Source organism: Caballeronia sp. KNU42, assembly GCF_053760385.1.
In genome coordinates this window covers 2,637,760-2,658,689 of the sequence record NZ_CM132389.1, presented here as the reverse complement: position 1 = coordinate 2,658,689, position 20,930 = coordinate 2,637,760, and the positions used below count along the sequence as shown (strand labels likewise).

Genomic DNA, 20,930 nt, shown 5'->3' with positions numbered 1-20,930 from the left:
CAGGAGAAACATGTGAACGGCCCGACACCCGTCGTTACCGACAACATAGGCACGCCCGCCTGGACCCGCGAGGAGTTCGAAGCCCAGCTTCGCGCAAAGGGAACCGCGTATCACATTCATCATCCGTTCAATGTGAAGATGAACGAAGGCGGTTGCTCGCCCCCGCAGATTCGGGGCTGGGTGGCGAACCGGTTCTATTACCAGATCAACATTCCTCTAAAGGACGCAGCCGTGATGTCGAATTGTCCGGATCGCGCGACGCGGCGACGCTGGGTGTTGCGCATTCTTGATCACGATGGTTACGGCAACGACGAAGGCGGTATCGAATTTGGGCTCGACTCGGTGATGCTGTCGGCCTCACACGCGACGAACTCTGGTCGCTGCAACACGTGACGCCGGGTGTGAAATTCGCCGTCGATGCTTACGTCAACTTTGCGCGTCGCGCGCCGTGGCAAGAGTCCGTATGTTCATCGCTGACTGAAATTTTCGCGCCGCAGATCCATAGGGACCGCCTCGCGACGTGGCCGTCGTTTTACCCGTGGATTGAATGCGATGGACTCGCGTACTTCCGGTCACGCATCTCGCTCGCTCAACGCGATGCCGAGCACGGCTTGCAAGTTACGCTCGATTACTTCAAGACCCGTGAGCAGCAGCAACACGCGCTCGGTATCCTGCAATTCAAACTCGACATTCTGTGCTCAATGCTCGATGCAATTGAAAAGGCCTTCCCGCTATGACCGCTCCCATACTCAAGCTCAACCCAGTGTTCCGGCTGCAGTGGGAGCCGGCGCAAGATGCGCACGTGCTGCTCTATCCCGAGGGCATGGTAAAGCTGAACCAAAGCGCCGGGGAAATTTTGAAGCGCTGTAATGGCACGCGCGACATCGATGCTTTGATCGCCGATTTGCAACGAGCCTTCAACGCACAGGACATCGGCAACGAGGTGCGTTCGTTTGTGGCGGAAGCCGGGCGGCGGGGATGGCTGAAGGCTGCGACATGAGCGATATTTCCCCGCCGCTGTGGTTGCTTGCCGAGCTGACATACCGGTGCCCGTTGCATTGCGCGTTTTGCTATAACCCGGTGAATTACACAGATCACAACAGCGAGTTGTCTACCGGCCAATGGTTCGCCGTGCTTCGCGAAGCGCGCGCACTCGGTGCGGTACAACTGGGTTTTTCCGGCGGTGAACCGCTGTTGCGCGACGATCTTGAAGAGCTTGTGCGCGAAGGGAGCCGGCTCGGTTTTTACACGAACCTGATCACGTCGGGCATCGGTTTGACGGACAAGCGTCTTGGCGCATTGAAAGACGCCGGACTCGACCACATCCAGTTGTCGTTCCAGGACTCCACAAGGGAACTCAACGATTTTCTCAGCAGCACGCGCACGTTCGATCTGAAGAATCGCGTTGCAAAGTCCATCAAAGCACACGATTTCCCGATGGTGCTCAACTGCGTGCTGCACCGGTACAACCTGCCGCACGTCGACAAGATCATCGACATGGCGCTTGCGATGGGCGTCGAATATCTCGAACTCGCGAACACGCAGTACTACGGCTGGGCGTACACGAACCGTGCGCAGTTGATGCCGACGGCAGCGCAGTTGAAGGAGGCTGAGGCGGTTGTTGAGCGGTATCGCCAGGAAATTGGTGAGCGCTGCAAGATTTACTTTGTCGTGCCTGACTACTTCGAAGCACGACCCAAGCGTTGCATGAACGGCTGGGGCGCAGTGTTCCTCGGCATTGCGCCCGACGGCGCCGCACTACCGTGCCACACGGCGCGCTCGCTGCCCGGACTGACGTTTCCAAGCGTGAAGGACAGTTCTATCCGGGACATCTGGTACGAGAGCGACGCATTCAACCGCTTTCGCGGCTTCGACTGGATGAAGGAGCCGTGCCGCAGTTGCGAGGAGAAGGCCATCGACGCGGGTGGTTGTCGTTGCCAGGCGCATTTGCTGACCGGTGACGCTGCCAACGCCGACCCGGTCTGCGACAAATCATCCTTCCACGAAGTGGTGGTCAAAGTGGTACGCGGGGCCGCCATCGAACGCAAACCGGACGAACATCCAATCGTTTTTCGCAATGACATCAACTCGCTTCGGCTGTCATGCGAACGGTAGGCGCGAACAGATCCAGCATTAAGGTGTTGCTCGAACGGACCTGGTGAAAATAGGTGGCGTCGTAGAGATGTTTTCCATAGATATGGAAACCTAAATGATTGAACAGGCCAACATTCCGGGCAGAGAGCCTGGAGATGTCCTCGAGCGCGAGAGCGGGGAGATCGAACCGCCGCTTGCGAATGCGATGTATCAACTCGATGCCTGAAATTGCGGTCGCGCCACTTCGTCTGCGCAAGCTTTGCCACGCCAGCTGAAGCAAACTGATGCGGGCAGCTGTGAAGGCGCTACCGCTCGCACAATGGGACATAAGCTTTGAATGGCAGCTCACTCACGCTTGCCAACCGTTGAGCAGTCGATAGGGCGAGGCGATCATTGGATCTATCCCATTGAACAAGCCTGCTGCCGGGCGAAGAGGGTTAACACTGGCTTGGCACGCAATCCGAACATCTCTAGTCTCTCGTACATTGACTGAACGACCGGACGGTTTATTAATTGACTGCCGTCGCGTCGTCTGGTGAATGTCTCCCTATCCAGATACCCATCTACTGCTCGTTGCCGCGCAGCGACCCTGCTCGTCCCAACAAAAGCAAGGGGCTCGACTTGCCGGCGATGGCAGCGATAAGTGCGGTATATCTCTGGAGACGTGAGCGTGAACACTCGGATCAAAATGAATAACTCGCGGCCTTGGCTCCTGCTGGCTGCAATAGTTTGCACGATCGTACTGCCTGGATGCAACGGCGGCGACACGCCCGCTTCGGCTGCCGCGGTCATCAACTACGCGGCACTTTGCACCACCATGAACGGCAAGCAGATCGATGGAATTTCCGTAACAGCAACCACACGGATCGCACCTGCCGGCAATGTTCCCGGCTATTGCAAAGTGAGCGCAACCGGCGCAAGCGGAACAGAGCTCGACATTGAAGTCGACTTGCCGGACAACTGGTCGAACCGGCTGCTCCAGGAAGGCGGGGGAGGTTTTGACGGAAGTATTCCCACCGTGGAAGCCACGTCCGCACAATTCCCGCTGATCATCCCACTGCAACGTGGCATCGCTTATACCGCATCTAACGGAGGCAACCGTACAGGCAACCCGACCGAGTTCCTGACGAATGCGACCGAGAAAAACGACTACGCATACGCGTCCACCGAAATCACGATTCACTTCGCGAAAGCAGTCGTTGCCGCCTTCTACGGGGCGGCGCCAAAATACACCTACTTTAGCGGCGCGTCGAATGGCGGCCGCGAGGCGTATCTCGTCGCACAGAATCTGCCCGGTGACTACGACGGCATCATTGCCGGCGACGAATCGATGAACATGGGGACCCAGGTGACCGCCATGCTCAATATCGCCACGCTTGCAGGTTCACCGGCAATGCCCTCGAGTGCTCAATGGACCGCGACCTACAACGCTGCGGTGGCGCAATGCGGCACGACGAATGGCGTCATCCTGAATCCGGCTGCATGCACCTTTGATCCGTCCACGTTGTTGTGTGGCGCGTCCGGTGCGCCGGCCGCAACCTGCCTGTCGTCCGCACAGTTGCAGACGGTCAAGCAGATCGTGGCGCCATTGACGACAAGTGGAGGCACGCTGCTTTTTTCCGGCTACAACTGGGCCGATTTCGGCAGCCAGTTCGGCGTGGGTTCGTACGGAGGCTTGGGCGGCGGGTTCGCAGCAATCGCTACAGGCAACCCTGGCTGGTTGCTACCCGCTACCGTGCCGGGTAGCCTGCAGGCGAACTTTAATGTGGACGTATCGTATCCAGTCATCGCTGCCGGTCTGCAAAGCGCGGGGGCCGATCACAACCTGCAGGCGATCGCTCAGTACCTGATGCTGGGTAAAAAGATGATCTCTTTCAACGGCGGAGCTGATCCTCTGATCTCACCGCGCGATCATCTGCGCAACTGGCTGACAGTCACTCAACTTGCCGGCACGGCTGCAAGCAATGCACGGTTCTACCTGGAGCCGGGTGTGGGGCACGTGCTTGGCGGCAACGGTCCGGATCAGACCGACTATCTGGGCGCGATGATCGCCTGGGTCGAGCAGGGCACTGCGCCGGGTCAACTGTTGCTGACGAAATTCGACGCCAGCGGCAACGTCCTGGCGACGCTGCCCGACTGTCCTTATCCTTCAGTGCCTCACTACTCGGGGTCCGGCAACGTGAGCGCGGCGGCCAGCTACACATGCGCGAGCAGCTGATCCGACGAGCGATTCGCCTGCAAGGTGAACACCCAATCATGACGCGCTGCATCTCATCGACGCCAACCAGATGTCCCCCGAATCTTGAATTCGGCAGGGGCGAGTCGATTGCAATGACATGCAAAGCGCGTCGAAAGTCTGAAGCCCTTGGGCTGAGCAGGTAGTTGTGCTCTTAACCCAGGGCCAGATGTTCTCAATGCCTTTTAGAGAAATGAGAAAGAGATGGGGACTCCCGCCACCCATCGCTTGGTAACCCCGGTCACGCGGGACCAAAGGACCGTTCTCATTCGTTCGTACTTTCCTGTGTCGGTCATGCGGGCGGGCAACCTAGGCTAGGTAATCGGCACAATCGGCGTTTGCGCCGATAGCCTTGGACAATGACCATCCGCTTTGGCCCGGCAGTGATGCCGGGTTTTTTTTCATAGTTGGATTTCCGGTCACGGTTTCCCATGCCTCGAAGGTCTGCTTACGTGCCTGCCGTTTCTCCTGCGCGTTCGGGTTGTAACGACAGTGCGTGAACAGGTTTGCCACTTGTTAGCGAACCGAAATGAATCGCTGCAGATGTCGGGCCGACTTGAAGCGGCGCATCACCTTCTCACGTACCCCCGACCAACAACCCGGCCCAAAAGGCCAAGGGCTACGCACAGCAAGTCGCTGGAGAAGGGCGCAAGGAAGCTGGCGACAGGAGAAAGATGTCAAAGATGCGATGGAGGATGACGCTGACCCGGCCGACGATAGGCCAACTTCAGCGCCCTGAAAGTTGCGCGTAATATGCGGATCGGCGTGTCGGCGGTTAGTACGTTCAGGCTGAAAGGCGGAATAATTACTAACACCGATCGGATCGAGAAAATCGAGCCGGTCGACCATTGACGCGGCAGCGGGGCGCTGACGACGGAGTACAGCTCGGCGTATTTTTCTCCGCTACTAATCCGTTCGCCGACCAGGATCTTTCCGAGCCTTGGGGCCAATTGTCAGGCAGGCAATACGGATATGCCACAGCCGACATCGAGTATGTTGGTTGGAAGGCAAATGCAATTAACCGACCCGTTTGGTAAGCGCCTTCGCCTTCGTTAAATTTCTTGAGTCCGGTATCACGTTCGATCCAGCTTGCTCGCAACTGACTTCTGCCAGGAAGGGCTGCCCCGCATGGACGGATCGCGTTTTTGCGCTTATAAAGTGGTCGATGACGGCGTATGTGAATCCCCTTGGCGACCCGGAGATGATCATGAACTCGCTTCCATTACCTTCGCGCGCGAAGCTCGTCACGCTCGCGCACTGCGTGGGTCGCTTCCTCACCCTGATTGTCGCCTGCGCAACCTGCGCGTGGTTGGCGGCATGCCCAACAGTACCGCCTGCAAAACCAGCCGATGACCCTGGGCAGCTCGATGCAGAAGTCAGGATCAACAAATTCCCCGTTCCAGTCCCGCCGCCCTCGGCCGAGACACCGCCACTCAGCTTGAAGTTCGTGCCGGGGCAGGACAAGCATCCGGTCAAGTTCGGAGATGTCGAAGACGCACTCAGTGATCTGATCGATGCGGCAGGTTATGACTGGCGCCAGTTCTATGACTATCCTGGCGGCTTCGCCATGGTCACGCGCGTGGAGCAAACGACGCCCGACTGGACGCCAATGCCGCCGCCCGAGAGGTGGGCGGTCAACGTGGGGTCCATCAAGAGCTGGTCTGTAGGCGAAGTGATCCGGCGCTTCGCAGCGGCGCCCAGCGGCTACTATCAGGTCATCGTGTTCATCGTAACCAATCAACCCGTGGTGCCTTCGGCGCAGCAGGCCACCTATGCCGACCTGACCACAAAGCTGCCGCCCGGCGCTGACCGCTTGCCGGAAGGCATTTCTTCCCGGGTCGCCGACAAGGAGACACGCTGCACGGTGTTGATCTACGAGTTCAGGAAATCGGATGGCCAGGATGCCGCAGTGATCGTACCGGGTAGTCTCGACGCGCGTGACCATCTCCAGCGCACCGCGCTCTGGGCCGGACTCTCAGGCACGCGATGACCTACAAAACGTGCCAAAACTGGCTGGCGAGCGTCTGGGTAAGCTTCTTTCTACTGCAGGTTGCGCTGTTATTGCTGCGCTCCATTGCAGGCGCCGACAACGACGAAAGCCGGAAACTCACATCCGACATGTGGAGCTGGTACATCCCGATGGTGATGCCCACGCTGAGCCTGATCGTCGCCGCGCTGTACGCGGCCGCGCCCGCCACCGCATCTGAGCAGGAGACACCGGCGGTCCGCGTCATCATCCTGATCGTGCTGTCGCTTGCGTATCTGTTGTCGCTCTCCGCCCTGATCGTCCTTCCACCGAGCTTCGGGATATCGCCGAAGGATCACCTGAACCTGCTGCACAGTTCCAACTACTGGCTCGGGGCTTTCCAGCTGTGCATAGGGGCGTCGCTCGGCAACTTCTTTCCGAAGAAGGTGGGCGAGGCGTCATGAATGCCGTCTCAGCCGAAGCTGGCGATCACGTCAGCGCGGCTTTGAGACTTTGAAAGCGTCCGGCCAAGAGACCGCGCCAAGGCGGGGGGCTGAAGTATGGCCTGCGAACATGGCCGACCGGAGCAGGTATGGTGCGTCGATCTCCGGCGATTCTTCCCGAACCATTTCCGCGCTTCAGTTGCGAGTCAGTCTGCGGGGCGTCAGCCCTCCGGTCTGGATTGCAGATTGACGTTTTTAATTCGGAATCGGTGATAACTTTATTGTCGTGTACGCATGTCAAACACGCTAATCAGCACGTGCCAATGAATGGAGACAAGCTTGAGCAAAAGTACAGTGCCGACCACTGAAACATGGCACATGGACGACGCTACTGCAGGCGTATGGATTCGTGCTGCCCATCTTGGTCGCAAAATCAAGGTCAAGAAGGGTTCAATGATCTATCGTCAGGGAGAGCTCGGCTTCACCTTCTATTTTCTGCTTTCAGGCCGCGTTCAGGTCTCGATTTTTCAGAGTGACGGCTCAGAGTTCATACTGGAAGTGATGGGGCCGTGGGCGATGTTTGGCGAGACTCCCGCCATGGACGGCTTCCCGCGTATCGCTACAGCTATCGCAGTTGAAAGCACCGAGTTGATCGAGTTTGATATCAGGGTCATCAACGAAACGATTTCGGCGTGTCCGGAACTCGCCGTCTCCCTGATGCGCATCGTGGCGCTCAAGCAGCGAATTCTGGCGTCCCGGATCCAATACCTCGCTCTTCCGAAACCAGAAATGAGAATCGGCGAGTTGCTGGGGAGGCTCGCAGAGCTATATGGAGAGAAGCACGAGGGCGAAACGCTGATATCCATGGTCCTTACTCACGAGCAGATCGCTGCAATGACAGGGGCGTCGCGCGTCACCGTCACGCGCGCATTGAAGCGGCTGACGACTGTCGGTGCGATCGAACTCCGGCAGCGGCGCATCTGGGTCATCGACCCGTCCAAACTTCTCGGCTAGTTTGGTAACTCGCTATACAGACGGCAGTACATTCGCTCACGTAGAGTGTGGCTGGTTGGAACCCGGTTCCCGCTACTACACCTTTCGAATGAAGGACTGCCATGAGCAAAATCGAGCGTCTGCGTCTTCCGGAAGAAGACGCAACTTTTGGAAGTAATCGTATTTTCGACCTGTTCCAGTACTCCCCGGCGGTGACAGTCAACGGGTTGGTCTTCATCGCGGGCCAGATCGGCGTGCGTGCCGACGGGTCAATTCCGCAAGAGCCGAAGGAGCAAATCGACGTCGCCTTCAGGCGTATCGAAGCTGTACTGAAGCATCTCGGTCTCGACTTTACCGATGCGGTCGAACTCGTTTCCTACCATGTCGATGTCGGGTCGCAACTTGCCGTGTTTCGCGAAGTGAAGGAACGATACATCCGCTCCGACTTCCCTGCGTGGACCATTCTCGGTGTCGCCTCGCTGGCCCGCCCCGAGCTCATCGTTGAAATCAAGGTCGTCGCCGCGACCCGTAAGTAAGCCGCTGTTTCGGCGGCCGCATCGAGACCGCTCAAACCGATTTGTATGGGGCGGTGAGCCGGGGCGTGGCGGATGGAGAAGACTTGAAGACTATCTATCGAGAAGTCTTCGATTTCATGAAGCCGCGTTAGAGCAACTGGATCATCTTTGACCATTGCATGCCGTTCGGCGTCTCCCGTGCGTATGACGAAGCAGTTGGCTTCGACGATCCGCGTATCTGGAGCGCAGAGCGCAGAGCGCGACGTCGAGATGTGGAAACAGCTGGAAGCGTAAGCCTCTGAGGCGTGGCCGCATGAGTGAATGCCGCCCGTCTGCTTCCAACCCGCTCCATAAAACATATTAAGGACTATTACTTAATATCATGAATACGAAAATAAAAACCGACGGCTTCGCATTCGTCGAATTTGTCTCTACCCGCCCGATGGAACTCGTCGAGCTCTTCGAGCGCCTTGGATTTCGCCTCAGCGGCAAGTCCAGGAGCGGCATGTTCCTCATGACGCAGGGGGCAGCAACGTTCGTCGTCAACGGAAATCCGAATGCGTTCGAGTCTCGGCACGGCGCGTCGGTGCGTGCGATTGGTATCCGCGTCAATGATGCGAAGCTCGCACACGCACTGGCGCTCTCCGGCGGTGCGCGTAGTGCTTCCGCCGAGACGGAGGGGGAATTTGTCATCGACACGCCGACGATTCTCGGTATCGGGGATAGCCTCGTGTACTTCGTTGACAGCGACTTCCAGGAAGTATTCCCGCTGCCGGCCGAAGCTCGAAACACGCCCGAAGGCGATGCCAACATCATGGCTGTCGACCATACGTCGAATATTGTCCATCCCTGGAACCTCGATTTGTGGACCAACTTCTACCGCGACACGTTTGGATTTACGCAGAAGCAGTATCTCGAGGTAAAGGGCCATATGTCCGGAATGCGCGCCCGCTCCATGGTGAGTCCGTGCGGCCGTGTGTCGATTCCGGTCGCCGCCGCCGCCCATGACCAGCCCGGCGTGCTCAATCAGAACGATGAATTCATCCGCGACTACGGCGGAGAAGGGATTCAACACATCGCACTGCTGACGTCCAACATCGAAGACACAATTCAAAAGCTTGGCGCTGCGGGCATTGAGTTCATGGCCGCCCCGTCGCAGAACTACTACGGCGGGATCGACGCGCGTCTGCCGGGTCACGGCCTCGACGTCAACCGCCTGGCGCAAGGCGGGATACTGGTCGACGGCAAGGCGCCGCAAAAGATTCTGCTTCAACGTTTCACGAAGCGCCAGATTGGGCCGGTCTTCTTCGAGATTATCGATCGCCGCGGCGAAGATGGATTTGGCGAAGGAAATTTCAAGGCCCTATTCGAATCGCAGGAGAAGGATCAACAGCAACGCGGCTCACTCGATTGACCTGAGGGGAGGGGTATTGCGCAGTCCCTGCCACGAACGCTATTTCCCACGAGGCGTTGCAAACGGCCCAATCCGACGTGCCGCCTCTGTGGGTGTCCGCTCCACGCCACCATCGCATTCTCCGACGGTGGCCGCGGAGCATCTTTAGAGGAATACAGCCATGACAGAACAGGACGTCCGGGATCAACTCCTGGCACGGTACGACACGTGGATGAATGCCGTGGCGGCGAAAGACATCGATGCAATAGCGTCGATTTACGCGAGCGATGCCGTGTACATGCCGCCAGGACAGCCGCGTCATGTCGGCAAGGAGGCGGTCCTCGCAGTATGGCGAACATATTTCAAGCGTCCCGACTTCAAGGCGCTCTACACCCCGTCGCTGAGCATAGCCGCAAACCTCGACATCGCATATGACGTCGGCAGCTACGTCGTCACCCTGACACGGGACGCAGAGATCGTCGAAGTCCGTGGAAAATACGTCGCGATATGGAAGATGGACGAGGGCGAGTGGGTCGTGGCCGTTGACATCGATAACACGGATCATCCACTGTAACGGCGATCGCTCAAGAATTTGTTGGACCCTGCCGGAGTACACAACGCCAGACGCGTCGTGCACGGAGGAGACGAACTTTTTTTCTTGTATCTGCCGAAACGACGCTCAACACCCGGACCACTCAATAATCCGGAGGCGGGACCACCCAATTCCGGGCATCACGGAGTTCTGTGCGTGGGCCTGGATGCCAACCGTTGATGCAAGCAGCGCGGTGGCCGCCAAGGTGGTCTTCTTCATTTTGGTCATCTTCTCGCTAAGTCGAGGGATAAGAGCGCCGCAGGCAGCCATGACGGTGAGAGGCTGCGAGCCCTGGGATATTGAGAAAACTATTTAGTATTCCTGTGTTGCGACGAGAACTTGCATCTGGTTGGTCTGATAGTCCTCCTTGGGCGCGTGGAAACGCGTCGCAGAGTCCGGGACGCCACGAAAGCTTGATTGCGGTGTCACTGCGACTTAGAGCGATGCAGCGGCGGCGGGTGGCGAGGACATTCCCATGGATCCCATTAGATCCATGACGCATCGCTGGAGCGTAAGATATGTGTTCGTTAATTGAGTGTCAAATATTTACTGCAATGAAAATATGAGGAGCGGGTAAACGCTTGTATCCCAAATGATAGGAGGATTTCCCGCTTTAGCAGGCAGGCTTCCATGTATCCGGGCCTGGGAGGCTTGAGCTTGCAGTCATGTACCTGCGAGGCGGCAGTTGGCGGGCGCCGCCCGATCATGCGGGAATGGGCCATCCATCGCGTGCGCTGAGGCGACGGATTCACGAAAACCTGTTTTTTGGTGTTTGCATGAGATTAAATATTTGACATTGTATTAACGGAGAAATACTGTAGTCATATGGCAAGCGTGGGGAGCAACCTGCTGTCAATGACCAAACTGTCTAGAGGAACCCAGTATGTTCACCGGAAGATGCAAACAAGTGCTGAAGGCACTCATGGCCGTGTCGACGGCTTCTCTTGTGCTCGCTGGAACACCGGCGTGTGCGGCGAGCGACACGCTTAGAGTCGCGACCGAAGGCACCTATAAGCCGTGGAGCTTCAAGGATGCTGATGGAAAACTGCAGGGCTTTGACGTGGACATTGCAAACGCACTATGTGAAGACTTGCATGTCAAGTGCGACATCGTTGCGCAGTCGTGGGACGGCATCATCCCTGGTCTGCAAGCCAGTCGATACGACGCGATCATTGCCAGCATGTCCATGACACCAGCCAGGCGCAAACAGGTGCTGTTCACGAACAAATACAAGGATGTGATCTCAATCTTTATCGCCCGCAAAGGATCGATCACCGACGTGACACCCGAGGGGCTTAAAGGAAAGAGGATTGGGGTGCAGCGTGGCTCATCGCAGAACCAGTGGCTGAGCGCAAGCGGCTACGGCAAGACGGCCACGGTCGTACTCTATGACGACACGCGTCAGCCTGAATTGGACCTGATTTCCGGCCGGCTCGACGCCATCGTGGGGAACAAGGCAACTTTCGCATCGGATTTCTTTAAACGTCCGGACTCTAAAGATTTCGCCTTCGTTGGTCCCGATCTTAAAGGTGGCGTGCTTGGTGAAGGCGCTGCGATTGCCGTGCGTCTTGACGACACCCAACTATGTGATCGCCTCAATAAAGCGCTGGCTGACATTGTTGCGGATGGTACCTACGATCGTATCCGCAAGAAGTACTTCCCGTTTCCGCTCCTATAAGTATCGAGGTTGTCATGTTTGGCATGGGTCTGGATGGATTTGGTGAGTTACTACTGCTTGGAACGCTCACTACACTCTTCGTCACTGCTGCCGGTGCGGTGATTGGCTCCCTGCTGGGGGTAATTGGCGCCGCAGCGAAGCTTTCGCCATGGCGAGTTGCGCAGAAAATCGCGGGCGCATACACCGTCATTGTTCGCGGTGTGCCTGACCTCTTGGTCATCTTCCTGGTCTATTACGGCGGAAGCACAACCATCTCGCACCTGCTTGGCAAGCCCGTTACGGTGAATGCGTTCCTCGCGGGATCTATTGCCCTGGGATTTGTCTTTGGTGCTTATACCACGGAGATATTTCGTGGTGCGCTCCTCGAACTACCAAGAGGGCAGACCGAAGCAGCCGCTGCTCTCGGTTTGCCCGGGTACCAGACCTTCCTGCATATCACGGCGCCTCAGGCATGGCGTCTTGCGAGACCTGCTTTTAGCAACCAGCTAACGGTGCTCCTCAAGGATACGTCGCTCATCTCGCTCGTGGGCCTCGAGGATCTGATGCGGCGAACAAATATCGCCGTTGAGGCAACGAATCGCCCGTTCGCTTTTTATGTCGCGGCAGGTGTTCTTTATATGATTCTTACGTTCGTTTTGACCGCGTGTATTCGCACTCGCGGACGGCGTTCTCCAGCGGCGTACGCACGAGGTTAAAGATGCTCGATTTTTCCCTAATGCTTTCGAGCGTACCGCGACTATGCGAGTCGCTTCCTATCACGCTGGAGCTGTTTTTTACCGTGGTCGTGGTCGGTCTCATTATCGGGATCGGTTTGGCGTTCATCAGCACGTTGCAATCACGGGTCGTTAATTCGCTGATTGCTTGCTACATCGCGATTTTTCGTGGAACCCCGGCTCTCGTGCAACTCTTCTTCGTGTACTACGGCCTCGGTCAGTTCGAGTTTGTCCGCGAGTCATTTATCTGGCCGGTTTTCCGCGACCCGTTTCCGTGCGCTGTCATAGCGCTGGGCATGAATTCTGGTGCTTATACCGCGAACATCCTGATGGGTGCGCTTTCAGCGGTACCCAAGGGCCTCGTCGAAGGAGCGCAGGCGTTGGGCCTGTCGAAGACATCAACTCTATTGAGAATCGAGGCGCCGTTGGCCGTGCGCATCGCGATGCCGGCCTACGCGAACGAAACCATTCTCAACCTGAAGGCTACGTCGCTCGCATCAACCGTAACCATCATGGAGTTGACCGGGACTTCACGGCTTCTCGTCAGCGACACCTACGCGCCCTATGAGATCTTCCTGACGGCAGGTTTCATTTATCTGATCATGACTTATATCGTTGCCTACATTTTCCGGGGCATCGAGCGCTACATCGACCGCACGACCGGGCGCTCATTCGTTAAGGAAGCGAAGCTGGACAAATCGAAGGTGCCCGTGATTTTGGAAAGCAGATCGAACTAGGATACTTCGGCCAGGACTTTGCAGCGGCAGTCAGTGCGGTGCAAAACATTGAAATTTAATAAGTTAAACTAATCTATTTAAAGAATCACTAAATTAAAAATGGAAAGCAAGAATCTAAAGTTTGTGACGCTCGGACCCGCCGGCAGCAATCATCAATTCGTGACTCACGCGTATCTCCGGCATCTCAGCATCGCAGACATCGCGAGTGTCGAACTCGTCCTGAGTTTTGACGAAGCAGCCGAGATGGTCATAGATGGTCGCGCCGACCATATCGTGCAAGTAGCTGTTCATCCGTCGACGGCCGACATCGTTGCGAAGTACCGAAAAAATCTCTTCGTCATCGATGCCTTTGTTTCGCCAAGTAAAGACATGGCAGTCGTGACGCGCGTGGATGTGGCAAAGCCAACTACACTCGCGCTTCAACCGGCGACCAGGGAATATGTGGAAACGGCAGGGATCACGCTCATTCCTGAAACGTCGACCGCTTCGGTGGCGGAGGGCTTGCTTTCCGGGAAGTATGAGAGTGGTCTCACCTATTCGTCGGTGGCCCTGGATAACCCTGATCGGTTCCGGATTGATGTGCGCATTGGTACGGTCGATGACGCGTGGATAGTCTACGGACGATCACGAATAAGTCACGGTGAAATCGTGGCGTGGAAGGACAGTCCCGCAGCGCAGCTGTTCCACCTTGATCTGAAGTCAGCCTGAACTTTCAAAGTATCGAGAGGCGTTAGCCATGAATGTAGTCAGCCAAAATCCCGACCACGAGCATGTCATCACGGTCAACGGACTCTGCAAGAGCTTCGGTGCGTTCGACGCGCTTAAGTCCATATCGCTCGATGTGAGACGCGGCGAGAAGATTGTCCTGTGTGGCCCGTCGGGCTCAGGGAAGTCCACCTTGATCCGATGCATCAATCGACTTGAACGTCACGACCGAGGCGTGATCCATGTCGACGGAATTGAACTCACGAATGACGCGCGACACATCCAGATGGTCCGCGCCGACGTCGGGATGGTGTTTCAGCATTTCAACCTGTTTCCGCACATGACTGTGCTTCACAACTGCATTCTGGCGCCGATGCTTGTTCGCCACATGAAGCGTAAGGACGCAGAGACCAAGGCTCGGGAGATGCTCGATCGAGTTCGTGTCGGCAACCAGGCGGACAAGTATCCCGCGCAACTTTCCGGCGGACAGCAGCAGCGTGTCGCAATCGCCCGCGCGTTATGCATGTCGCCGACGATCATGCTGCTGGATGAACCGACGTCTGCGCTCGACCCTGAAATGGTCAAGGAGGTGTTGGACACCTTGACGCTGCTCGCGCAAGACGGAATGACGATGATGTGCGTTACCCATGAGATGGGCTTCGCCCGTGCGGTTGCTGATCGAATCCTCTTCATGGATGAGGGCGAGATCGTTGAAGACTCCGATCCTGAAGGTTTTTTCGCTGCACCGAAGACGGATCGGGCGCGCCGGTTCTTGAGCCAGATCATTGGAAAGTAGCCGAACGCATCCTCAAGCTATCAATCCTAGAGTGCTCCGTGGTGTCGATTCACTTAGCGAGCGCTGGCACTTTGGGGTTGGTGCCAGCAGAATTTTGTTTTGGAGGTTGAAGTGAATCACGCACCGGACGCGAGTGATGAGTTCGGCAGGTTGATGGTACCCGTCTACACGCCGGCGGATGTTATTCCAGTTCGCGGCCGGGGCTCGTACGTCTGGGATGCCGACGGAAAACAATATATTGATCTTGCGGGCGGCGTTGCAGTGACCGCACTTGGGCACGCGCACACGGACCTGCAGGAGGTCCTCATCACGCAGAGTGCGAAGCTATGGCACGTGGGCAATGTGTTTACCAATGAGCCGGTGCTGGGGTTGGCCAAGCGTCTCATCGGCGCGACTTTCGCGGAGAAGGTCTTTTTCGCGAACTCGGGTGCCGAAGCGAATGAGGCCGCGCTGAAGCTCGCACGGAAAGTCGCTTACGACGAGACGGGAGCGGCGTTATCAACCAAAAACCGGATAATCGCATTCCAGCAGTCTTTCCACGGCAGGACCCTCTTTACGGTGAGCGTTGGGGGGCAGCCCAAGTATCGTGAAGGTTTTGGTCCTGTACCTCAGCGCATAACGCATCTTCCGTACAACGACATCAATGCAGCAAAGGCCGCGATTGACGTGGATACTTGCGCTGTGATCGTCGAACCGGTGCAGGGAGAGGGCGGGGTTATCCCGGCGAGTCCGGAGTTTCTTAACGCCTTGCGCGAACAATGCGACAAGGTCAACGCATTATTGATCTTCGATGAGGTGCAGACGGGTGTCGGGCGCACGGGGAGTCTGTATGCGTACATGCGCATCGGCGTGACGCCCGATATCCTGACGACGGCGAAGTCCTTGGGAAATGGATTCCCGATTGGCGCAATGCTGACGACGGATCATTTTGCTCGCCACTTTTCGGCGGGGGTTCACGGCAGCACATACGGTGGCAACCCTCTTGCCGCAGCGGTTGCCAGCAAAGTTCTGGATATTGTGAACACCGACGCCGTCCTCAACGGTGTGCAGGAAAGAAGCGCTTTTTGTTTTGATCGGCTAAGGCGCATCAATGTACGAGTTGACGCGTTCAAGGAAATCAGAGGAGCAGGCCTGCTGATCGGGTGTGAACTCCGAGATCGATTTGCCGGGCGCTCCGCAGAACTCGTCAAAGAGGGGTATGAGTCCGGTGTATTTACATTGATGGCCGGTCCAAACACATTACGGCTTGCGCCTTCGCTGATCATAGAACCCGAGGTATTTTCGCAGGCACTGGATCGTCTCGAGCTTGCGATCGAGAGATTTGTATCATAGTTATCAGGAACAGGAATATGCCATCAATTATGTTCGGAACGCTTGGCCCAGAAGGCACGAATCACGAGTATGTGACCAAACGATACCTCGAGTTCCACGGCATCGACGATGCCGGGATCAGACTCTTCGGCAACTTCGACGACGCGGTTGCGGCAATGGAGTCGAAGGGGATCGATTATCTGCTGCAATGCGCGGTGCATCCTGACACGCCGCGCGTGATGGGAGGCAACTTCAGGCAACTGTTCGTTGTGGACACGTTTATCTCGCCCAGTCAAACGCTTGCTGTGCTGACACGCGCCGACGTGGAGCATCCGCGCAGCATTGCGCTCGTGTCGCCCGCGACCGACGGATATGCCGACTTGTCGGCATGGGAGGAGCGCATTCCTGTCGTGTCAATTCCCTACGGATTTGAACGCATGATGGCTGGCGAATGCGATTCCGCCCTTGTTTATCTTTCGTATCACGACAAGTACCCGGACGATCTGAGGGTGGAGAATGTCATCGGCTCTCCGGACGATGCATGGATCGTGTATGGACGAGAAAGGGTTGGGGGAGATCAAATCGTTGCCGATAAGACGAGCCCCGTGGCTGCCCAATTCGCTGCTCTTCGGAAGGGCAGTTGATGATAATGCCTTGCTAGATGGCACAGACTGTTTTCGTCGAGGTCCGCCCGCGACTTGGATTGAGGCAGGGATGCACGGAGGATCTATCAGCCAATCTGCATTTGTCGTAATTTTGTAACTTAGTACAGCTTCTTAAAAAATAAGTTTCAAGCAGGAGCTTGATGAGTGATACCCGTTGAATGACTGCAGCGGAAATTGCAGACCATTCCACGGCGTGGGAAATGGGTGCCTTAGAGGCGTGTAAATCGGTTCAATTTGGGAGATACAGGTGAAAAATAACTTCTTCAAAATGATTCTGCGTACGACTGGCCTGAGCATTCTGGCAGCATTAATTGCCGGCGGCTCGCCAGCGCATGCTACAGACGACGTCCTGCGCGTTGCAACGGAGGGCACTTACAAGCCTTGGAGCTACAAAGACACTGACGGCAAGCTGCAGGGATTTGATGTGGACATCGCGAACGCTCTGTGCGAAGAGATGCACGTCAAGTGTGAAATCATGGCGCAGCAGTGGGACGGAATAATTCCGGGTCTTCAAGCGGGACGGTACGATGCCATCATTGCAAGCATGTCCATGACGCCGGCACGCCGCAAGCAAGTCCTGTTTACGAACAAGTATGAGACCACTGCATCGAGTTTTGTCGCTAAGAAGGGGACCATCACCGATACATCAGTTGGAGCTCTCAAGGGTAAGCGCATTGGTGTTCAACGTGGCTCTTCGCAGAATTCATGGCTGGTGAACAACGGATACGACAAGAGCGCTGCGCTCGTACTCTATGACGATACTCGCCAACCCGAACTCGATCTGGTTTCTGGCCGTATCGACTCGATGATGCTGGACAAGCCGACACTCGTGACAGATTTTCTGAATACGGCACAGGCCAAGGACTTCGGATTCGTGGGTAAGGACATTATCGTCGGTAACGGCAATGCCATTGCGGTGAGACTTGCCGACACAGCGTTATGTGACCGGTTGAACAAGGCACTGGCAACTATCATCGCCAACGGTACCTACGCCAGGATCAACAAAAAGTACTTTCCCTTTCCTCTGCTGTGAGCGGACTCAAGATGGCAGGGGCTTCGCAGTCGGGCGCCCCTGTTGTCGTTGGGTGTCGTCTTCCCGGCGATTTGAGGCACGAGATTGAATCCCGGGTACCGAGCACGGGGTAGAAGCACCGATCGAGAGTGAGGCTGAGATTTCCTGATTAACAGGCTAATGCAATCGCTGCGCTTACTAAGGTACCAGGCAAGGTACCAGACAAGCTACCAGGCCATCATCGCTGCCGTATGAAAGTAAATTCTCGGCAACCAGAATGTTCATCGGGAAATGTTCATCCTGCAGCGTTCTATAATAGACGCTCCCTTTGACCATACTGCCTGCGGCACTTTCCCGTAGCTCGGACGCAATGAAGAAATCCAAGGACAAATTTGTCGAGATGGCCGACGTACCGGATGTCGAAACGGACGCCGAGGGGCTGAGAGACCCCCAGCTTGTCAAGGTTTCTCGCGCGTTGGCTCACCAAATCCATGCTCTGCGCACAGCGGCGGAGATTCCGTCCGGCGCTCTTGCGAAAGCGGCCGGTATATCCCATTCGATGTTGTCACGCATTGAGCGGGGAACGGCCACGCCGTCCATCGAAACGCTGACCCGAATCTCGATTGCCCTCGATATGCCGTTGTCGAGATTTTTCGTTGACCAGAGCGAAAGGCACGACTGCTCATTTGTTGCTGCCGGACAGGGCGTTTCCGTCGAACGGGACGGTTCAGCCTACGGGCATGTCTACCGGCTGCTCGGACATGTTCTTTCAGGAAGTCTCTTTGTCGAACCCTATATCGTGACACTGGATGAACGAGCCCAGCCGTGGTCAGTCTTCCAGAACCCGGGATTAGAATTCATACACGTGCTCGAGGGAAAGATGCGCTACCGATATGGTTCCAAGGTATATGCGCTCAAGCCAGGCGACACGCTTTTGTTTGACGCGCATGGACAGCACGGACCCGAGGAAATACAGGAGACACCTGTGAAGTTCCTGGCCGTAGTCTTCAATATCCGCGACGTCAACTAACGCCTAAACGACTGCCTGAATTTAACCAGGTCAATGCCCAAACGACGGTTCCGAACATTGATGCTGAGTCGGGAATTCTCGAAATCAACGGCGCGGTTCGACCAGATCTTGCAGGAACTCGTCAGGCCTTGATCGCTTGCACGACAATTTCGATCAGACAATTTTCTCCAAGCAGTTCCTTGACGACCACCGTCGCCCGATTCGGGTAGGGCGGCGCAGTGAAATAGCGGGCGTAGACGCGGTTCATTCCCGGCGCGTCGGCCTTGTCGACCAGATAGATGGTCATTTGCGCGACTTGAGCGAGGCTCGATCCGGCGCATTCGAGCACGTGCTTCAATTGATCGAACACGCGTGCGGCCTGCAGCTCGATGTCGCCCTCTCCGCTTGGCGCGAAGGTCTGCGGATGACGTGGCACCTGCACGGTATAGATCACTTCGCCCGCAATGAGTGCGTTGCTGATGGGGATGGAAGGTGGATTGATAATGTTCGACCTGACCGGTTGCAACCTGCTCGCAGAAGCGTTCAATTTCGTACTCCGATGGTGAGTTCGCGTTGAAAGTGGTGGATCGTGAGATTGACGGCGATGCGCCGGATCAGCTTTGGCGGCATGAAGGCGTGGCGCAAAACTTGATTGTTTCGGTCGCTGGCGCGAATTCGCCTGCGCTCATCGGGTCGACGAGCAGTTGGCCGCGTGCGCTCATCTTGAGAATGCAAGACGCGTTGCATCTGCCTTGTCATCGTGCATTTGCCGTTGATACTTGCGCATGGACATCGACACGGCAATACGACGCAACGGCTCGGGAGGGATCCACGTGGGTGTGGCCCACGCCATGCAGCGTTGCAGCAACGGACTGCTCTGGCCGGCAATCTGTTCGGCCAGCAACCGGCCCAGAAGCGACATCTTGATGATGCCCGAACCATTACAACCCGAGACAGCATACATTCCCGGCGCCACCTGGCCGAAGAACGGCGCCCCGTTGCGCGTCAGGCTCACCGCACCGCCCCAGACGTACTCGAGATCATGGCGCCGCATCTGGGGGTAACGCATCCGATACGCCTGCTGCAACATCACCTCGATCTCTGCATTGTCCTGTTCGCGGTCGTACGAAAAACCGGTCCGGATCATGTAGCGGTTGCCGCCGACCTTGCGCGTCGTCGCGCCCATGCGCTCGGCCGGCACCATGCCCCAGTCGCTGGCGCTGCCCAGGCGGGCTGCCTCATCCTCCGGCAACGCGGGGGTCAGCGCGGCATAGGTGTACACGGTGATCTGACGATTGCGCGCCAGACCGAAGCGGCCCAGAAAGGCGTTATTGGCAAACACCACCACATCGGCATCGATACGTGCGTTTGGCGTCACCAGCCGATGTGGGCGCCCGCGCTGCACGTCGAGCACCGGCGTATGCTCAGCCAGCGTCACTTGCGTGGGCAGCGCATCGGCCAGCCCTCGTATCAGTGCGGCCGGCTGCACCAGGGTACAACTCGGCATCCAGAGGGCATGGCGATAAAATGACGTGCCTAGCGTTTGCGTGAGTTCCTCCCGCGTCAGCGCCTTGAACGGTACGCCCAGCGGGGTCAGCTGCGTCGCCAGTTGCCGCAGCTCGGCTTCTCCCCGGGCCGTCGTTGCACCCTTGTAGTTGCCACAGGTACGCCAGCCGCAGTCGATCTGGTGCTGCGCTACCAGTGCTTCGAGCCACGCATGCCCGGTCTGCAGCAGCGTCTTCTGCCACTCGGTTTCAGCGGCATTGCGGCTGCCCAGGATCTTCGCATACGGCAGGTTGATCATGAAGCCGGAGTTCCGGCCGGCGGCACCATCGCCGACTGTACCGCTCTCAAGCAGCACGATAGGCTCGCCGGGAAACGATTCGGCCAATTGCCGCGCGGCGGCGATGCCGGCATAACCTGCGCCGATCACGGCAAAGCGCACGCGGTGTTCACCTTCGAGCGCGGCTGCGGGTATCTGCCGCGGCGGCAGCAACTGGTTCCATCCGCTGGGCCGGGCATAACGGGGATAAGTGCTTCGCATGACTTAGAGATTTTGCATCGGAAAGGAA

Annotated in this window: 20 protein-coding genes and 3 pseudogenes; 20 read left to right on the top strand and 3 right to left on the bottom strand. The window is 57.0% G+C overall.

The window, feature by feature from the left end; translation table 11 throughout:
* Positions 1-12 precede the first annotated feature (12 nt).
* The 4 genes and pseudogenes from pqqC (at position 13) to ACSOSP_RS31165 (ending at position 4,312) form a co-directional block, all read left to right on the top strand.
* Positions 13-737, top strand: a pseudogene (pqqC, locus tag ACSOSP_RS31180) (pyrroloquinoline-quinone synthase PqqC).
* Positions 734-1,000, top strand: a complete 267-nt coding sequence (gene pqqD, locus ACSOSP_RS31175; RefSeq protein WP_455312395.1) for a pyrroloquinoline quinone biosynthesis peptide chaperone PqqD — start codon at positions 734-736, stop codon at positions 998-1,000. Before pqqC ends, pqqD begins: the two are co-directional and overlap by 4 nt.
* Positions 997-2,115, top strand: a complete 1,119-nt coding sequence (gene pqqE, locus ACSOSP_RS31170) for a pyrroloquinoline quinone biosynthesis protein PqqE (RefSeq protein ID WP_455312393.1) — start codon at positions 997-999, stop codon at positions 2,113-2,115. The genes pqqD and pqqE overlap by 4 nt, the downstream gene beginning before the upstream one ends.
* 649 nt (positions 2,116-2,764) lie before the next feature.
* The gene (locus tag ACSOSP_RS31165) at positions 2,765-4,312 is read left to right on the top strand and encodes a DUF6351 family protein (RefSeq protein WP_455312391.1); all 1,548 of its coding nucleotides are present in this window, start codon (positions 2,765-2,767) and stop codon (positions 4,310-4,312) included.
* Positions 4,313-4,756: 444 nt separating this feature from the next.
* Here ACSOSP_RS31165 and ACSOSP_RS31160 read toward each other — a convergent pair.
* Positions 4,757-4,915, bottom strand: a pseudogene (locus ACSOSP_RS31160) (IS6 family transposase); the annotation flags it as partial.
* Between the two features lie 622 nt (positions 4,916-5,537).
* Here ACSOSP_RS31160 and ACSOSP_RS31155 point away from each other — a divergent pair.
* From ACSOSP_RS31155 to ACSOSP_RS31080, 16 genes and pseudogenes are all read left to right on the top strand, one after another.
* A complete protein-coding gene (locus ACSOSP_RS31155; protein ID WP_455312389.1) occupies positions 5,538-6,320 on the top strand; it encodes a hypothetical protein in 783 nt (260 codons plus the stop codon).
* Positions 6,317-6,760 carry a hypothetical protein gene (locus ACSOSP_RS31150; RefSeq protein WP_455312388.1) on the top strand — a complete coding sequence of 148 codons (444 nt, stop codon included), beginning with the start codon at positions 6,317-6,319 and terminating at the stop codon, positions 6,758-6,760. Before ACSOSP_RS31155 ends, ACSOSP_RS31150 begins: the two co-directional genes overlap by 4 nt.
* A 318-nt stretch (positions 6,761-7,078) precedes the next feature.
* The gene (locus ACSOSP_RS31145) at positions 7,079-7,753 is read left to right on the top strand and encodes a Crp/Fnr family transcriptional regulator (protein WP_455312387.1); all 675 of its coding nucleotides are present in this window, start codon (positions 7,079-7,081) and stop codon (positions 7,751-7,753) included.
* A 101-nt stretch (positions 7,754-7,854) separates the two neighbouring features.
* On the top strand, positions 7,855-8,268 hold the full coding sequence (locus ACSOSP_RS31140) for a RidA family protein (protein WP_455312386.1): 414 nt from the start codon (positions 7,855-7,857) through the stop codon (positions 8,266-8,268).
* Positions 8,269-8,303: 35 nt separating this feature from the next.
* Positions 8,304-8,541: pseudogene (locus ACSOSP_RS31135) on the top strand (MBL fold metallo-hydrolase); the annotation flags it as partial.
* Between the two features lie 88 nt (positions 8,542-8,629).
* The gene (locus ACSOSP_RS31130; protein WP_455312385.1) at positions 8,630-9,661 is read left to right on the top strand and encodes a 4-hydroxyphenylpyruvate dioxygenase family protein; all 1,032 of its coding nucleotides are present in this window, start codon (positions 8,630-8,632) and stop codon (positions 9,659-9,661) included.
* A gap of 160 nt (positions 9,662-9,821) precedes the next feature.
* The gene (locus tag ACSOSP_RS31125) at positions 9,822-10,214 is read left to right on the top strand and encodes a YybH family protein (protein WP_455312384.1); all 393 of its coding nucleotides are present in this window, start codon (positions 9,822-9,824) and stop codon (positions 10,212-10,214) included.
* Positions 10,215-11,115: 901 nt separating this feature from the next.
* Positions 11,116-11,910, top strand: a complete 795-nt coding sequence (locus tag ACSOSP_RS31120; protein WP_455312382.1) for a transporter substrate-binding domain-containing protein — start codon at positions 11,116-11,118, stop codon at positions 11,908-11,910.
* 14 nt (positions 11,911-11,924) lie between these two features.
* Positions 11,925-12,605: an ABC transporter permease gene (locus tag ACSOSP_RS31115; RefSeq protein WP_455312381.1), complete on the top strand. Its 681-nt coding sequence runs from the start codon at positions 11,925-11,927 to the stop codon at positions 12,603-12,605.
* A 2-nt stretch (positions 12,606-12,607) separates the two neighbouring features.
* Positions 12,608-13,360 (top strand): ABC transporter permease, encoded by a 753-nt coding sequence (locus tag ACSOSP_RS31110; RefSeq protein WP_455312380.1) that lies wholly within the window; start codon positions 12,608-12,610, stop codon positions 13,358-13,360.
* Positions 13,361-13,459: 99 nt separating this feature from the next.
* Entirely contained in the window at positions 13,460-14,068 is a 609-nt protein-coding gene (locus tag ACSOSP_RS31105) for a hypothetical protein (RefSeq protein ID WP_455312379.1), read from the top strand.
* A 28-nt stretch (positions 14,069-14,096) separates the two neighbouring features.
* Positions 14,097-14,861 (top strand): amino acid ABC transporter ATP-binding protein, encoded by a 765-nt coding sequence (locus tag ACSOSP_RS31100; RefSeq protein ID WP_455312378.1) that lies wholly within the window; start codon positions 14,097-14,099, stop codon positions 14,859-14,861.
* 153 nt (positions 14,862-15,014) lie between these two features.
* Entirely contained in the window at positions 15,015-16,193 is a 1,179-nt protein-coding gene (gene astC / locus ACSOSP_RS31095; RefSeq protein WP_455313728.1) for an acetylornithine/succinylornithine family transaminase, read from the top strand.
* A 17-nt stretch (positions 16,194-16,210) separates the two neighbouring features.
* Positions 16,211-16,816: a hypothetical protein gene (locus ACSOSP_RS31090; protein WP_455312377.1), complete on the top strand. Its 606-nt coding sequence runs from the start codon at positions 16,211-16,213 to the stop codon at positions 16,814-16,816.
* Between the two features lie 268 nt (positions 16,817-17,084).
* The gene (locus ACSOSP_RS31085) at positions 17,085-17,870 is read left to right on the top strand and encodes a transporter substrate-binding domain-containing protein (protein WP_455312376.1); all 786 of its coding nucleotides are present in this window, start codon (positions 17,085-17,087) and stop codon (positions 17,868-17,870) included.
* A gap of 349 nt (positions 17,871-18,219) precedes the next feature.
* Positions 18,220-18,879: a helix-turn-helix domain-containing protein gene (locus tag ACSOSP_RS31080; protein WP_455312375.1), complete on the top strand. Its 660-nt coding sequence runs from the start codon at positions 18,220-18,222 to the stop codon at positions 18,877-18,879.
* A gap of 121 nt (positions 18,880-19,000) precedes the next feature.
* On the opposite strand, the gene ACSOSP_RS31075 is transcribed toward ACSOSP_RS31080, so the two are convergent.
* Positions 19,001-19,405, bottom strand: coding sequence for a RidA family protein (locus ACSOSP_RS31075; protein WP_455312374.1), 405 nt, complete (start codon positions 19,403-19,405; stop codon positions 19,001-19,003).
* A gap of 171 nt (positions 19,406-19,576) precedes the next feature.
* Positions 19,577-20,902 (bottom strand): NAD(P)/FAD-dependent oxidoreductase, encoded by a 1,326-nt coding sequence (locus ACSOSP_RS31070; protein WP_455312373.1) that lies wholly within the window; start codon positions 20,900-20,902, stop codon positions 19,577-19,579.
* Positions 20,903-20,930: the final 28 nt, after the last annotated feature.